This window comes from Alteromonas sp. AO-Serp (genome assembly GCF_017849675.1).
Taxonomy (GTDB): domain Bacteria; phylum Pseudomonadota; class Gammaproteobacteria; order Enterobacterales; family Alteromonadaceae; genus Alteromonas; species Alteromonas macleodii.
Window position 1 is genome coordinate 1 of sequence record NZ_JAFLMX010000129.1, and the last position, 14,686, is coordinate 14,686.

Genomic DNA, 14,686 nt, shown 5'->3' on the forward strand with positions numbered 1-14,686 from the left:
GCCATATCCTCCCACGGCAAGCCCTACCAATAGAGGCGAGTAATCCGGGTAGTCCATCGCGGCTACAGCCAACACGGGCATAACCATGAACAGCCCCATCATGCGTAATACGTAAACGGAGGCGAGTGCAAGCGCGGCGCGTAATTCCAAAGCGTTCAAAGCGTCTTTTTCCCTCAATAAATAAAATCAAAAAAACGTAAAAGCGCGCAGAGAACACTTGTTTCTGCAGCATCAAGAATAAGGTCGCGAAGTGTAGCATAAATTGCTCTTGCGCCCACTTACCTTAAATTCGATTAATACAATTGGCGTTTTCTCCCGCTCAATGGGTCGATTTAGCCTTTTTGCCTTAATAGGGGTTTAAAAGTGGGGATAAAATCACCACTTTGCAATGTCGATAAGAGAGATCTAATCGTAAGCTTATGTCCGTGAGGTGATCTGCTTACTCCGCTTACAGTATAACTTGAATGTCATATCACTTTACTTGACACCTATGGCATACTGATTCTTTTTCTCTCATTTAGGCTTCAATGGATAAAATCGAAATTCGCGGTGCTCGCACCCACAACTTGAAAAACATCGATTTAACACTGCCACGAGACAAACTGGTGGTGATAACCGGCCTTTCTGGCTCGGGTAAATCGTCTCTTGCATTCGACACGCTTTATGCAGAAGGCCAGCGTCGTTACGTTGAGTCTTTGTCTGCCTATGCTCGTCAGTTTCTATCTATGATGGAAAAACCAGATGTTGATCATATTGAGGGTTTATCACCAGCAATATCCATTGAGCAGAAATCAACATCGCATAACCCCCGTTCAACGGTGGGTACCATCACTGAAATATACGACTATCTGCGTTTGATGTTCGCGCGAGTGGGCACGCCACGCTGTCCAGACCACGATGTACCGCTAGATGCACAAACGGTCAGCCAAATGGTCGATAAAGTGTTAGCAATGCCCGAGGGCAGTAAGTTAATGCTGCTAGCGCCTATTGTTAAAGAGCGAAAAGGCGAGCACGTTAAGACGCTGCAAAACCTGTCTGCTCAGGGCTTTATTCGCGCGCGTATCGACGGTGAAGTGTGTGATCTATCCGATCCGCCACCTCTCGATTTGCACAAGAAGCACACCATTGAAGTTGTGGTCGACCGCTTTAAAGTGCGCGACGATATGGCACTGCGTTTGGCTGAATCATTCGAGACGGCGCTTAGCCTTGCTGGCGGCAACGCGGTTGTGGCTGATATGGACGATAAAGACGCAGAAGAAATTGTATTTTCTGCCAACTTCGCCTGTCCACACTGCGGTTACAGCATTAGTGAACTTGAACCTCGTCTGTTTTCATTTAATAACCCAGCGGGTGCATGCCCAACTTGTGACGGGCTAGGTACAAGACAGTTTTTTGACCCAGCACGCGTAGTCGGCAATACCGAATTGAGTCTGTCTGGCGGCGCTATTCGCGGATGGGACAAGCGCAGCTATTACTATTTTCAAATGCTACAGGCAGTAGCAGACCATTATAAATTTAGCCTTACCGCGCCATTTGAAGAGCTCGATAAAAAGCACCAAGACATTGTGCTTTACGGGTCTAAAGGCAAGTCGCTGTCGTTTAAGTACATAAACGAGCGCGGCGACGTAATGGAACGCAAGCATCCATTTGAGGGCATTATCCCTAATATGGAGCGTCGCTATCGCGAGACCGAGTCAAACTCGGTGCGAGAAGAGCTAGCAAAATATTTAAGCCAACAGCACTGCAGTAGCTGTAACGGCACGCGTCTGCGCGTTGAAGCACGTAATGTATTTATACAAGACACCAACCTGCCAGCCATTGCTGACATGTCAATTGCCGACGCGTATGGCTTTTTCGAGACACTCAACCTTGAAGGCCAACGTGCTCAGATAGCTGAAAAGATTTTGAAAGAAATCATGGACCGCTTGCGCTTCTTGGTAAACGTAGGTCTTAACTATCTTTCTATGTCGCGCAGCGCCGATACCCTATCGGGCGGTGAAGCTCAGCGCATTCGACTGGCAAGTCAAATTGGCGCAGGCTTAGTAGGCGTTATGTACGTGCTGGATGAGCCCTCTATCGGACTTCACCAACGGGATAACGAGCGCTTACTTGGTACGCTTACGCATTTGCGTGACCTGGGTAACACTGTGTTAGTTGTAGAGCACGACGAGGATGCCATTCGCGAAGCCGATTACATTGTAGATATTGGCCCGGGGGCGGGTGTACATGGCGGTGAGATAATTGCCGAAGGTTCGCTGGAAGATATTAAGAACAGTGAACACTCACTTACTGGAAAATACTTATCTGGTAGAGAGAAGATAGATATCCCTGCAACACGCACACCGGTTAAAGACGACAAGTGGCTAGAGCTTTTAGGCGCTACCGGCAACAACTTGAAGTCTGTTGATTTACGTATACCTACCGGTGTAATGACCTGTGTGACGGGTGTATCGGGCTCGGGTAAATCAACGCTGATTAATGACACCTTCTACAAAATTGCGCAGCGCGAGCTGAACAAGGCGACCACGTCTGAACCGGCACCGCATAAGTCGATGACCGGATTAGACCAGCTCGACAAAGTGGTCGATATTGACCAAAGCCCTATCGGCAGAACACCGCGCTCTAACCCGACTTACGCTGGCATTTTCACTACAATTCGTGAAATGTTCGCCGGCACACAAGAGTCGCGTTCACGAGGTTACAAACCTGGCCGCTTTAGCTTTAACGTGAAAGGCGGTCGCTGTGAGGCGTGTCAGGGTGACGGCGTAATTAAAGTGGAAATGCACTTTTTGCCAGACGTATATGTGCCTTGTGACGTGTGTCAGGGCAAACGCTATAACCGTGAAACCCTTGAGATAAAATACAAAGATAAGAACATCCACGAAGTGTTGGAAATGACGGTGGAAGATGCCCGTGAGTTCTTTGATGCTATCCCGGCTATTTCGCGTAAATTGCAGACGCTCATGGACGTGGGCTTGTCATATATTCGACTAGGCCAAGCAGCCACTACCTTATCAGGTGGTGAAGCGCAGCGCGTAAAATTGGCGAAAGAGTTGTCAAAAAGAGACACTGGGCAAACACTCTATATCTTGGATGAGCCAACCACCGGGTTGCACTTCCACGATATTAAACAGTTATTAGCCGTCCTTCACAGACTGCGCGATCACGGTAATACCGTTGTGGTTATTGAGCATAACTTAGATGTGATTAAAACCGCAGACTGGATTGTTGACCTTGGACCCGAAGGTGGATCCGGAGGTGGCCAGATTATTGCAGAGGGAACACCTGAGCATGTGGCACAACAAGAAGTTTCGCACACAGGTCGATTCCTGAAACCCATGCTCACACAAGCTTGAGCCGGTAACGAGGTAAATCCGTTAGCGTAAAGCGCACTCGTTTTCTATTTTGTTGCTGTGTAATTTACACAGCAACTTGTAAGAAGTGCGCGTTGACGTTTATTTACACGTTTTTCCATGCTGGTCAGAGCTTGTATTGGCAAATCATACGTTACGATGATTTTTGTGTATTTTTGCAGTAAGAATTGCTGGAGCGACAACTAATGAACCAAACGCCGCCATTAGCCTTAGTGAAAACATGGTATCACCTACTGTCATCATCAGAAGACAATGATGTGAAAGCACGCGCACAAGAAATGCTGTTAAAAGCCTTCGAGTCGCCTGAGGCCATCGCGATTTATCTAAAAGAACACAATATCCTTAAGCACTGATCAAAAAAGCCTTAGCGTAGTAAAGGCTACTACGCTAAGGCTTAGTGTTTTTCATATCGAAAAAAGAATAGAAAAGGTTAAGCGTGCTTCGCCGCTTGAATAGCTAATCCTTCGCACACCGAGTTGAAAGCGTCATTCTCTAATCGAGGTAAACCGGTAAGTAGGTTTTCATATAGCGCATCAACCACGATTGGCGATAAACTCATACCACCTGTAATCATCACCACTTCTGGATTTTCACTACTGTTTTCTAAGCATTCCACCACTAGCGATTTCACTTTATCAAGCCAAGGTTTTAATGCCTTTTTGAGCGAGTCTTGCGAAATCTCCACGTCAAAATCATCTTCGATATAGTGCAGCGGCAAGGTAATGTTCTGCTTACTCGACAGTAGTTCCTTGGCTAATCGAGCCGAGTTCACCACACGGGCAGACAACTTGTTCTCCTGAACAATAAGCAAGCGTTCTAGTTGGGCTGGCTCTTTAATCACAGACATGGTTTGAGAAATATCTAACCCGTAATCGTCAGAGAAAAAGCGAGTAAGAGCAGGAATGTTATCAACCGCACACATGTCAGAGAAGTACGTAGGAGGAACAGGAAGCCCGTTAATCATCTTAAGGCCCATTCCCATTTCTGGGGCAATAGCCTTAAGCACCAAGCTTTTATCGCAATCCATACCGCCTAATCGTCTGCCTGTTACCGACAGAACATCATCTTTGCGATCAAGCTGATTTGAACGCTCTGGGGAAAGCTTAATACAGCAAATATCCGTGGTCCCCCCACCAATATCGACAATCAGCGTAGTGGTATCCCTTGGTAGGGTTTGCTCAATTTTATACGCCGCTGCGATAGGTTCATCTAGGAAATTAACCCCTGTAAACCCGGCTTTCGTCGCCGCTTCAGTCATAATTTGAATGGCTTGCGCGTTCCCCTCTTCACCGCGGGTGCCGTGAAACTTAACAGGACGGCCAATAACTGCATTATTAACAGCCTTGCCTAGCTGTTGCTCTGCACACTGTTTAAAATAGGCCAGCTGCTTAGCAATAATACCGATGAATGCTTGTTTTTGGTCACCGTCTAGCGAGGCGCCTAGAAAGTTCTTAGGTGAATAAATTAGACGGCCTTTATCAGGCATTTTAAGAAAGCGTCTAAACCCTTCTTCACCAAACGCAAACTTACCGTGCTCTACCAACCGCAGCAAAGGGATTTCGTCTAGCGACATGGCATGCATCAATTGCGCAATAGCTTTACGCTGTAATGCAGGCTTGTTGTGCAAATCACCGCGCAGCGAGTCGATACGGTCGCTATACATCGCCTGTTCTTTTGGATCTTTTGCCGAATAATAGCCGTCCTTCGCCTTATCTATTTGCTCACTGATGACGCGCTGTAACTGCGCCACTTTCGCTTCAACCATGGCATCAGGAGGCGGCGGCAGTTCATCTTCAAAATAGATGAACACCGAAGAACGGATTTTATTGCCCTTCTTATCTAACGGGTCGAGTTTGATGTGCTGATGGGCCGTTCCATCAAAATACACAACCTCAGAATTTGATGTACCGTAGTCAATCCCAATCGCAGTCATAGTATGTTCGCTCAAAAAGTTAGAAGCGGATTGTAAGTAAATACGAAAGTGCTTTCTAGCTTTGTATGTAATTGAGCTATATTGCTTTTAACAGAGCTATTGCAGCATTTAATTCTGAGTCACTGGCTGTATGCCCGTCCCAAGATACCGCCTGGGGCACAAAGTCCTCTCGATATGAGCCGTTCACATGGTAAAGACGTTCAAAACCCAGCTCTAAAGTTATGGTCGATTCAGGTAGTTGAAATTGATTTATCCCGCCAAGTAAATCAGCCATGGGTGTGCCGATTACCGCCTTTGCACCAATGGCATCAAAGCCAATAGCCATACCTTCTCCCATACTGCCGGTCCAATGACCAACGAGTACCACTACTGGCTTACTGTAATAAGGTAATGAAGGGGTAACATAGGCCAAGTGTAGCTCTGCTTCTTGGTAGGGTTTTCCCGCATTTTGAATTTTGTAACCTTGATATGCGGTTTTGGCATTTACAAAGTGCCCCAAGATAGGCTCAGCTACACCAGTGTTTCCCCCGCTCGGCGTATTACGCAGGTCAATCACTAACCCCTGTGTTGATTCAAGTGACTCAAGAGCTTCTTTGAACGCACGAACGGTTTCAGAATTACCTAGATTGTTATTAAAGCGGATGTACCCGATTCCCTCTTTCTGCTTAACTATCAGAGGGGCTTTTGTTCGAAGTAGATTAATAGCGTCGTAGCTAGCTGCTAATAGCACGCGTTTGGCATCATCAAAATCAGACGCCACTTCAATGTGCCTCTCTTGATTGCGACGCCCACCTAAAGCCACATTAACCGCCCACGTTTTATGTGCGTCAGTAAGCGGTAGCAATGTGTTTCCAAAAACGCGATGTATTGCGGCTTCAGTAGACTCGCCGTCAATACCCACAATCACGTCACCTAAGGCTAACTGGCTATTGGCAGCAGCACTGCCCGCTTTAATACGTGTTATAACAAAGTCATCGCCTTGCTTTTCCACCCAAATATCAGACCCCGTTGGCGTGACGCTGTAGTCCGCTTCGTTTAGCGGTGATACGTTAAAATGCGGGTCGATAAAAAACTGCTTCACCACCTGCAATACGTCGACAAACTCCTCTTGCGTTGTCGCGTTTATTGCAAGGGGTTGGTAGTACGCTTTTAAAGCTTCCCAGTCGGTAGGTGCCGTATCTAAGTAAGCGTAGTTATCTTCAACAGTTTGAACAAAGGCTTGCCAGCTTTCTTTCGTATTGAAACCCTGGCTTTGTGCGCAGCTGCTTAGCGGAAGGAGTAATGACAGCAATATAATAATTCGATAAATCATAATGTTCCTTATTATGAATTGGAGTGATAAGGAAATTGTTCATTTAAGCGCGTAAGAAGCGATTGTTTTTTTAGCGCCTGCTCCATGCTTTTGAGAGAGGCTTCAAGATTGACCTCTATCTCTTCCCAAAGGGCATCATATACGTCTTCAAATTCTTGCATTATCGTCACTATCTGCGCCGCCTCGGCCTTTGCTTTGGGCGCAATATCGTACACGCGCTTTCGCGAGTCTCGTTCATCGGGCACAGAAACAAAAAAGCCGTCTGCAACACTTTGCTTCAACCGACTTTCAATAAGTTGACGTGAAAGACCAATGTGACTTGCTAGCTCAGTTGACGAAAGAGGCCCTTGAGTATGAATCGCCAGTACCAGAGAAATACGATTTGCAGGCAGACTAATATTAAGCGCTTCAAATACCTCTTGGCCTTGAGTTGCAATAAGCTCGCTAGCACGCAAAAGTATTGCGCCAAACTGAGGACTTCTGATCATAAATAGGCACCTTGTGATTTTTCTTCAAACTCATTTATGAAAATATTTGCGCAAAAATTTTCGCAAATCAACTTATTTTTGAATATGTATGTTTTGGTTAGGTGTTAAAAATGTTTTCCAACCGGATCAATTACTGTTTGATAAATGACTGAAATAGCCGCGGCATAATGCTAGAGTGAAAGCTAAATAAACAACGAACCCTACTAAAAAAATATGAGCCATTCAGTACCATTAGTTACGTCATTCGACGTACGTTTTTGTGAAACAGATGCCTTACAGCATGTAAGTAACACTGCATTAGTCGCTTGGTTTGAAGCAGCCAGAGAGCCTATTTTCAGAATGTTTACCCCTGAACTAGACTTACAAAATTGGCCGCTAATTTTAGCCAGCTACAAAGTCGATTTTTTAGCTCAAATTTTTTATGGCAAACCTGTGACGGTTAAAACTTACGTTAGCCGGCTAGGCAACAGTGCATTCGACGTGTTTCAAGAGTTATGGCAAGACGATAAGCTGTGCTCAACAGGCATTACCACCATGGTACATTTTGACTATAAAACACAGCGCTCTGCGCCTATCCCGGATAAAGTGAAATCAGAACTACAATCTCACTTTAAAGAAGTACCAACTCAGTAATAAAGCGCAGTACGAGGTCTCCATGAGCGATTTAATTGAAGTTATTGATGATGTGTTACCACCAGAGCTGTGCAAACAACTCATGGAACGCTTTGAAAGCAGCCCTAATTTATCTCAAGGCCGCACCGGTGGTGGCGTCGACTTAGATAAAAAGCGCAGCATGGATGTATCGATAAGTCGCAACCCGGAATTTAAAGACTTATTTCAACTAGTGATGCAGCACACTGGGCAGCAGCTGGTCTCCTACATTGAAAAGTACTATTTTGCGCTTGTTGGGCCCATTGGCTTAACCGTACGCCATCCCAAAACTGGCGAACCGGTGAAAGTAACAGGTGAAAATTTTGATGAAGTGGGTAAACCCAATTTGGCTAATTTGGTGAATTACCTGTTTCGGGTTGGCGATGTAAATGCACAGCGCTACACCGCGGGCAATGGTGGCTACCCATACTGGCATTCAGAAGTCTATCCACAGCTTCAACATAACGATGCGCTGCACCGCGTGTTGCTGTTTATGTACTACTTAAACGATGTGGAAGAAGGCGGCGAGACGGAATTTTATTATCAAAACCGTGCGGTTAAGCCTAAAGCAGGCAGAATGGTGATTGCGCCAGCCTATTTTACTCACACGCATCGCGGCCAAATTCCAAAAAGTAACGACAAGTACATTTTAACGTCTTGGCTTCTGTTTAACCGCGCTGAACAGATTTATACGCAGGGCTAGCTTAACGATAACTTCGAGATGATGTGCTCTAGCTCGCTGTACTCTTTCTTGTCGATAGGTAAAAAGGGTGCAGGCAAGCTAGGCGTTTCACAATAGCCCAAGATTTCTGCTGCGGCAGCAACCACACGCAAACCACCGCCATTGCGCGCAAACATGCTCCATATTCCGCTTAACGCTTGTGACTGAGCCTGTGCATCAACAGCATTACCTGACTGAGCGGCGTCGATAATACGCATTACGGTTCGCGGGAATATTCCCCCTATAACAGAGAGCCAAAGGTCACAACCTTCACTCATTCCTGCTGCGCCAAAACTATCACCACTCACGCCTATAGCAATGTTTGCAGGCATTATCTCTCGTAATGATGCTAATCGACGAGCGCCTTCGCTACTGCTTGCTTCACAGGGTGGGATATCCTTGCTCGAACTATTATCCATTGAGCTTTTGGCAAACGGAGTACCGGGTATTTTAATCGCCCCGATATTCGGTAATTTGCCTATGCGGCGATACAAATCATCGCTGAAAGTAAAATTAGTCACACGAGGATTTTCGTAAACGCAGATAGGCACAGATACCTCGTGACTCACTGCCTCATATAGGCCATACACTTCTTCTTCGTTAAGCACTTGATAGGAAACGGGTGCTAACAGCACAGCATTAACACCTGCTTGCTGCACAGCTTCAACGTTTTTTAGCACGTCATAGGTTCTCAGCGCCCCAACGCCTGCCATAACAGGAATGCCATTTGCGTGGTCGACGGCGAGCTTGGCTACGTCGTACTTTTCCCCTCGCGTTAGATAAGGATACAGCCCAGTAGAGCCTATCGCGCAAATTGAATCTACATTCGCCGAAGCCAAATTCTCAACAAGCCCTTTAAATGCTTTGTAATCAATAGCTTCTTGTTTGAATGGAGTAATGGGAAACGCTGATAATCCTGTAAACACCTGATATCCTTTTTAAACGTTTTATGCTTAAAACCCTTCTACGGCTTCGCCTTTCAAACGGTAACCTACAGACGCGATGTCGCCTTTCCAACCGTCAGTCGACAGTTCGCCGGTTACCCAAATTGCATCGTAAATATTATCTATGCGCACACCTTCTTCAAATTTTACGTAAACAATTTGATTAGACGGCGGCGGTGGTACGTGAATACAGGCTCCGAAATATGGAACAAGTAAGAACTCAGTGGTTAGCTCTGCCGTACCTTCTAGCGGCACAACAAAACCCGGGATTTTCACCCGTTTACCATCAAAGGTATCGACAACCGGTGCGTCAGGCTGAAGCTGACTCATCTCGCCATTGTGTTGAACTGAAGGTGGCGCGAGCTCATTAAAGCCCTCTGGCACTAGGTCTTCCCAGTATACTTCAGTAGGAGTTTCATCTGCCAGTGCGTTGAAAGTTACAACCATCATTATTACAGCAAACAATGAAGTCATGGATAATTTATGGTGAATCATACTGCTCTCTATCGTTGAGTATTTTGTTCGCTTTTTTGTATCGGCTTTTGCTTGTCGTTTTCAATCTTCACTTTTTAGCCACATACAAAAAGGGCTGGTATTACACCAGCCCTTTGTATCATCAATTTAAAGCAGCGTGAATTATTCTGCTTCGAAACGCGCGATGCTTGCGGTAATTTCTTCTTTTGCAGCGGCAGCGTCTGCCCAACCGTCAATCTTCACCCATTTGCCTTCTTCAAGATCTTTATAGTGCTCGAAGAAGTGCTCAATTTGCTTAAGAAGAAGCGGAGGTACGTCTGCAATTTCTTTAACGTCACGATAGATAGTAGAAAGCTTGTCTACTGGTACCGCTAGTACTTTTGCGTCTTTACCAGACTCGTCAGTCATGTTTAGTACGCCAACTGGACGACACTTAATGACAGAACCTGCAAGTAGTGGGAACGGAGTCATTACTAGAACGTCAACTGGGTCGCCATCTTCAGACAACGTGTTGTTCACGTAACCGTAGTTAGTTGGGTAGTGCATGCAAGTTGCCATGAAACGGTCAACAAATAGTGCACCTGTGTCTTTGTCTACTTCGTACTTCACCGGGTCAGCGTGTGCTGGAATTTCGATGATCACATTTACTTCGTCTGGTACGTTTTTACCAGCAGAAATAGCACTTAAGCTCATTCTTTGGTCCTTTCAATGATGTATAAGAAATTTTGGGTTAAGTATACGGTGACAGCAGCAAAATAAAAACGCTTTACGACCCATGTCGTACTAATCTCTTTATTTTTCGTCAAATTTTGCTGCTTTTTCGCTATTTCGCGTTGTCGTTGTAGCTCAAGCACATCTCAACTTCTTCTTTAGAGCCGATAATGCACGGTACACGTTGATGAATTTCTTCAGGCATAACTTCCAGAATTCGGCCTGTGCCTGTTTCTGCTTTTCCACCTGCTTGCTCCATTAAGAATGCCATCGGGTTAGCTTCGTAAAGCAAGCGTAATTTACCTGGCTTAGACGGGTCCCTGTTATCGAATGGATACATAAAGATGCCACCGCGACAAAGCAAACGATGAATATCACCCACCATTGCCGCTACCCAGCGCATATTAAAGTTTTTGCCTCTAGGGCCATCTTTACCTGCTAGAAGGTCGGCAATGTATGCCTGCATTGCAGGTTCCCAATGACGCTGGTTGGACGCATTAATCGAAAACTCTGACGTTTGCTCAGGTACTTGAATATTAGGGTGAGTAAGCAGGAAACCACCGTGGGTTTTATCAAGCGTATAAATGTGCGTGCCGCGACCCGTCGTCAACGCCAGCATAGTAGACGGGCCATACAGCACATAGCCTGCAGCTACCATCTGCGTTCCAGGCTGTAAGAAAGCAGACGGATCGTCTGGTTTCATCCACTGTGGCGCATGGGTAATAGAGAAAATAGTACCAATTAGGCTGTTAATTTCAGTGTTTGACGACCCATCTAGCGGATCGAAGCTTACTAAGTAATTACCGTCTGGATTACACGGTACAACGTCATCTTCTTCTTCAGACGAAATGGCTTTTACGTAGCCAGATTCCCTTAGCGTGTCTTTTAAAATGTGGTTAGAGATAACGTCGAGCTTTTTCTGTGTTTCGCCCTGTACGTTTTCTGAAAGGGTTGAACCGAGCACGCCAGCAAGTGCGCCTTGACTCACGCGGAAAGAGATTTCTTTACAGCCCGCTAGCAGTGTACGAATGAGTAAAATTAACTCAAGCGGTGCACCGTCTTGTTGCAATTGGGAATTTAAACGTTTCATTGAATGTAAGCCTTTTTTTCGTGTGTAGGGTGTTGTGCTACCAGTCGCTCAGCTTTCCTTACCGGCGTTTGTCTGAAGCACACACAGGTTTTAAACCTGTGGTTAGATTGTAACCGTGTTCTTGGGTAAGTGGAACACGCGCGTAAAATGTCATACACACACCATACCAGTTTGCACATCATAGATTCATAGGTGTTTAGCGTATTACAACGGCTTAAGGCATTTATTGAATGATTAAAATTGAATTATCTATAGGCCACGGGGTTCTGATACAGTACCCCAATAACATGATAATTCATTGAGAATGCGCTATGCATGTACATATTTTAGGCATTTGTGGAAGTTTTATGGGCGGCATCGCCGCTATTGCTAAATCACTCGGCCACAAAGTAACAGGGTCTGATAAAAACGTTTATCCGCCCATGAGCACCCAGCTTGAAGCATTAGGCATCGAGTTGACCGAAGGTTATTGCGAAAGCCAGTTTGATCCAGCGCCAGATATGGTAGTAATTGGTAACGCGATGTCGCGCGGTAACCCCGCCGTTGAATACGTGTTAAACCGAAACCTGCCTTACACTAGCGGCCCACAATGGCTGCTTGATAACTTACTAAAAGATCGTTGGGTCATTGGTTTATCAGGTACCCACGGTAAAACGACTACTAGCAGTATGGTCGCGTGGATTTTAGAACACGCTGGTCTTAACCCTGGTTATTTGATTGGCGGCGTACCAGAGAATTTTGGCGTATCGGCTCGCGTGGGTGAAAGCCCCTTTTTTGTCATTGAAGCTGACGAATACGACAGCGCATTTTTCGATAAGCGTTCTAAGTTCGTACACTATCGTCCAAAAACCTTGGTAATTAACAACCTTGAGTTTGACCATGCAGATATTTTTGCTGACCTTGGGGCTATTCAAACCCAGTTCCACCATTTGGTTCGCATGGTGCCAGAAAACGGGCTTATTCTTACACCTAACAATACGCCCGCAATTGAGGATATGCTCAAGAGAGGTTGCTGGTCTTCTCGCCAATCGTTGGGCAAAGAGTGGCATGCAGAACTGTTAAAGAAAGACGGCAGTGAATTCAATGTATTACATAACGGCGTTATAGCTGGAACGGTAACCTGGGCTTTGGTTGGTCAACACAATGTGGACAATGCTTTAATGGCCATAGCTGCCGCCCACCATGCAGGTGTTACCTTACCTGTTGCCATAGAAGCCTTATCATTTTTTAAGAATGTTAAGCGTCGCATGGAGGTAAAGGGTGAAGTAAACAACATCACCCTTTATGACGACTTTGCACACCACCCTACTGCAATTGCGACTACACTTGATGGATTGCGCAAAAAAGTGGGTAATGCCCGTATTCTGGCTGTGCTAGAGCCGCGCTCTAACACGATGAAAATGGGGGTGCACAAAGATACGCTGGCAAACTCATGGCAGAAAGCCGATGAGGTTTACCTTTATGAACCTGAAGGCATGGACTGGTCGTTAGTCGATTCGGTAGCGGACAGCAACGCGCCTACGCACTGCTTCAGAGATGTAGAGAAGATCGTTCAAGGCGTTTGCAACGTAGCACAACCGGGCGATCATATTCTTGTAATGAGTAACGGCGGTTTTGAAGGCATTCATGGCCGAATACTCGACGCCCTAAAAATGAAGTCCAAATTGTAAATAGACAGAATAAAACGAAGTGTTACCCGATAGACAAGCGCATTACGCTTGTCATCTACAGAGGCTATACAATGAAACATGACAAGCAAGTCACGCTTGCTATCACAGGCGCATCTGGCGCGCCTTATGCGCTTACACTATTGAAATCGCTAGTTAACGCCGATTACCAAGTGTATGTATTAATCTCTTCCGCTGCCAAAGTGGTGTTTGCCACCGAAGAGAACGTCAAGATACCCGGGCGACCAGAAGACGCTGCCGCGTTTTTTACCGAGCATTGCAATGCAAAGCCAGACCAAATCAAGGTTTTCGGCAAAGAAGAGTGGTTTTCACCAGTAGCTTCAGGCTCAGCGGCCCCCGCAAAAATGGTGGTTTGCCCGTGTTCAACAGGCACCCTCTCGGCCATTAGCATTGGCGCTAGCGACAACCTTATTGAGCGCGCAGCTGATGTTGTTCTAAAAGAGCGTGGACAACTTATTTTGGTGCCTCGTGAAATGCCACTTTCTTCTATTCATCTAGAAAATATGCTCAAGCTTTCGCAAATGGGTGCTACTATTATGCCTGCAGCGCCTGGCTTTTATCACAATCCTAAAACTATCGATGACTTGGTAGATTTTGTGGTGGCGCGCATACTAGATCACCTAGGTATTGAGCAGTCTCTTGTCGCAAGATGGGGCTACCAGTCTTCCAAACATTCTGAGGATTAACCATGTTCGCGTTTGCAAACAGGATTTGCGCAGTTGCGCTGAGCACGCTATTTACATTGTGTATTTCATCACCCGCTTTCGGATGGGGGCAAACCGGTCACCGAGTGACTGGCGCTATTGCCGAGCAATATCTTAGCCCTCTTTCACAAGCTGCACTAATGGAGTTATTACCACACGGTTCGTTGGCTGAAGCCTCAACTCACGCTGACGAAATGCGTTCTGACCCCAGCGAATTTTGGCAGAAAACCGCAAGCCCTTGGCACTATGTATCTGTACCTGAAGGAAAGACCTACGAAGAAGTTGGCGCACCAAAGCAAGGTGATGCGGTTACCGCGTTAAAGCAGTTTACTGAAACGTTAAAAAGCGACACCGCCACCGTTGAAGAAAAGCGTCTGGCCCTTCAGTTCATTGTACATATTATTGGCGACCTTCATCAGCCGCTTCATGCCGGAAACGGAACTGATCGTGGCGGTAACGATGTAAAAGTGCGCTTCTTCTGGCAAGACTCTAACTTACATCGCGTGTGGGACTCGCAAATGCTAGATCAGCGCGACCTGTCTTTTTCGGAGTGGACGTCTTGGTTAACATAAGCTATTACGGCTAAGGATATTCGC

The 14,686-nt window shown here is 46.0% G+C and carries 13 protein-coding genes and 2 pseudogenes; 7 read left to right on the forward strand and 8 right to left on the reverse strand.

All coding sequences use genetic code 11. The annotated features are described in order from the left end of the window. Nucleotides 1-159, reverse strand: a pseudogene (locus QVA83_RS09585) (MFS transporter); the annotation flags it as partial. 368 nt (nt 160-527) lie between these two features. Between QVA83_RS09585 and uvrA the strand changes: the two are divergent. Both uvrA and QVA83_RS09595 read left to right on the forward strand, forming a co-directional pair. Then, nucleotides 528-3,356 (forward strand): excinuclease ABC subunit UvrA, encoded by a 2,829-nt coding sequence (uvrA, locus tag QVA83_RS09590; protein WP_287498401.1) that lies wholly within the window; start codon nt 528-530, stop codon nt 3,354-3,356. A 203-nt stretch (nt 3,357-3,559) separates the two neighbouring features. Further along, nucleotides 3,560-3,727: a hypothetical protein gene (locus QVA83_RS09595; RefSeq protein ID WP_012516741.1), complete on the forward strand. Its 168-nt coding sequence runs from the start codon at nt 3,560-3,562 to the stop codon at nt 3,725-3,727. A 77-nt stretch (nt 3,728-3,804) separates the two neighbouring features. Here the strand turns inward: QVA83_RS09595 and QVA83_RS09600 are convergent, their stop codons facing one another. The 3 genes from QVA83_RS09600 to QVA83_RS09610 form a co-directional block, all read right to left on the reverse strand. Then, nucleotides 3,805-5,307, reverse strand: coding sequence for an Hsp70 family protein (locus QVA83_RS09600; RefSeq protein WP_287498402.1), 1,503 nt, complete (start codon nt 5,305-5,307; stop codon nt 3,805-3,807). 76 nt (nt 5,308-5,383) lie between these two features. Beyond that, nucleotides 5,384-6,619, reverse strand: coding sequence for a S41 family peptidase (locus QVA83_RS09605; RefSeq protein WP_069943534.1), 1,236 nt, complete (start codon nt 6,617-6,619; stop codon nt 5,384-5,386). An 11-nt stretch (nt 6,620-6,630) separates the two neighbouring features. Continuing rightward, a complete protein-coding gene (locus tag QVA83_RS09610; RefSeq protein WP_014947866.1) occupies nt 6,631-7,107 on the reverse strand; it encodes a MarR family winged helix-turn-helix transcriptional regulator in 477 nt (158 codons plus the stop codon). A gap of 213 nt (nt 7,108-7,320) precedes the next feature. Between QVA83_RS09610 and QVA83_RS09615 the strand changes: the two genes are divergently transcribed. Together QVA83_RS09615 and QVA83_RS09620 are read left to right on the forward strand one after the other, a co-directional pair. Then, complete coding sequence (locus tag QVA83_RS09615) at nt 7,321-7,740, forward strand: acyl-CoA thioesterase (protein ID WP_014947865.1); 420 nt, start codon at nt 7,321-7,323, stop codon at nt 7,738-7,740. Nucleotides 7,741-7,762: 22 nt separating this feature from the next. After that, nucleotides 7,763-8,461: a 2OG-Fe(II) oxygenase gene (locus QVA83_RS09620; protein ID WP_069943533.1), complete on the forward strand. Its 699-nt coding sequence runs from the start codon at nt 7,763-7,765 to the stop codon at nt 8,459-8,461. Here the strand turns inward: QVA83_RS09620 and QVA83_RS09625 are convergent. The 4 genes from QVA83_RS09625 to QVA83_RS09640 all read right to left on the reverse strand — a co-directional run bounded on the left by QVA83_RS09625 (nt 8,458) and on the right by QVA83_RS09640 (nt 11,698). Further along, on the reverse strand, nt 8,458-9,405 hold the full coding sequence (locus QVA83_RS09625) for a dihydrodipicolinate synthase family protein (protein ID WP_287498403.1): 948 nt from the start codon (nt 9,403-9,405) through the stop codon (nt 8,458-8,460). The two genes, QVA83_RS09620 and QVA83_RS09625, sit on opposite strands and share 4 nt — an antisense overlap. A gap of 27 nt (nt 9,406-9,432) precedes the next feature. Next, nucleotides 9,433-9,918, reverse strand: coding sequence for a DUF3299 domain-containing protein (locus tag QVA83_RS09630; RefSeq protein WP_049587082.1), 486 nt, complete (start codon nt 9,916-9,918; stop codon nt 9,433-9,435). A 141-nt stretch (nt 9,919-10,059) separates the two neighbouring features. Further along, on the reverse strand, nt 10,060-10,590 hold the full coding sequence (ppa, locus tag QVA83_RS09635) for an inorganic diphosphatase (RefSeq protein WP_014947861.1): 531 nt from the start codon (nt 10,588-10,590) through the stop codon (nt 10,060-10,062). A gap of 130 nt (nt 10,591-10,720) precedes the next feature. Then, nucleotides 10,721-11,698, reverse strand: a complete 978-nt coding sequence (locus tag QVA83_RS09640) for a class 1 fructose-bisphosphatase (RefSeq protein ID WP_014947860.1) — start codon at nt 11,696-11,698, stop codon at nt 10,721-10,723. 311 nt (nt 11,699-12,009) lie between these two features. Between QVA83_RS09640 and mpl the strand changes: the two genes are divergently transcribed. The 3 genes and pseudogenes from mpl to QVA83_RS09655 all read left to right on the forward strand — a co-directional run. Beyond that, entirely contained in the window at nt 12,010-13,368 is a 1,359-nt protein-coding gene (gene mpl, locus QVA83_RS09645; RefSeq protein ID WP_287498404.1) for a UDP-N-acetylmuramate:L-alanyl-gamma-D-glutamyl-meso-diaminopimelate ligase, read from the forward strand. A gap of 71 nt (nt 13,369-13,439) precedes the next feature. Then, complete coding sequence (locus tag QVA83_RS09650) at nt 13,440-14,072, forward strand: flavin prenyltransferase UbiX (protein ID WP_014975357.1); 633 nt, start codon at nt 13,440-13,442, stop codon at nt 14,070-14,072. A gap of 2 nt (nt 14,073-14,074) precedes the next feature. Next, nucleotides 14,075-14,659: pseudogene (locus QVA83_RS09655) on the forward strand (S1/P1 nuclease); the annotation flags it as partial. Nucleotides 14,660-14,686: the final 27 nt, after the last annotated feature.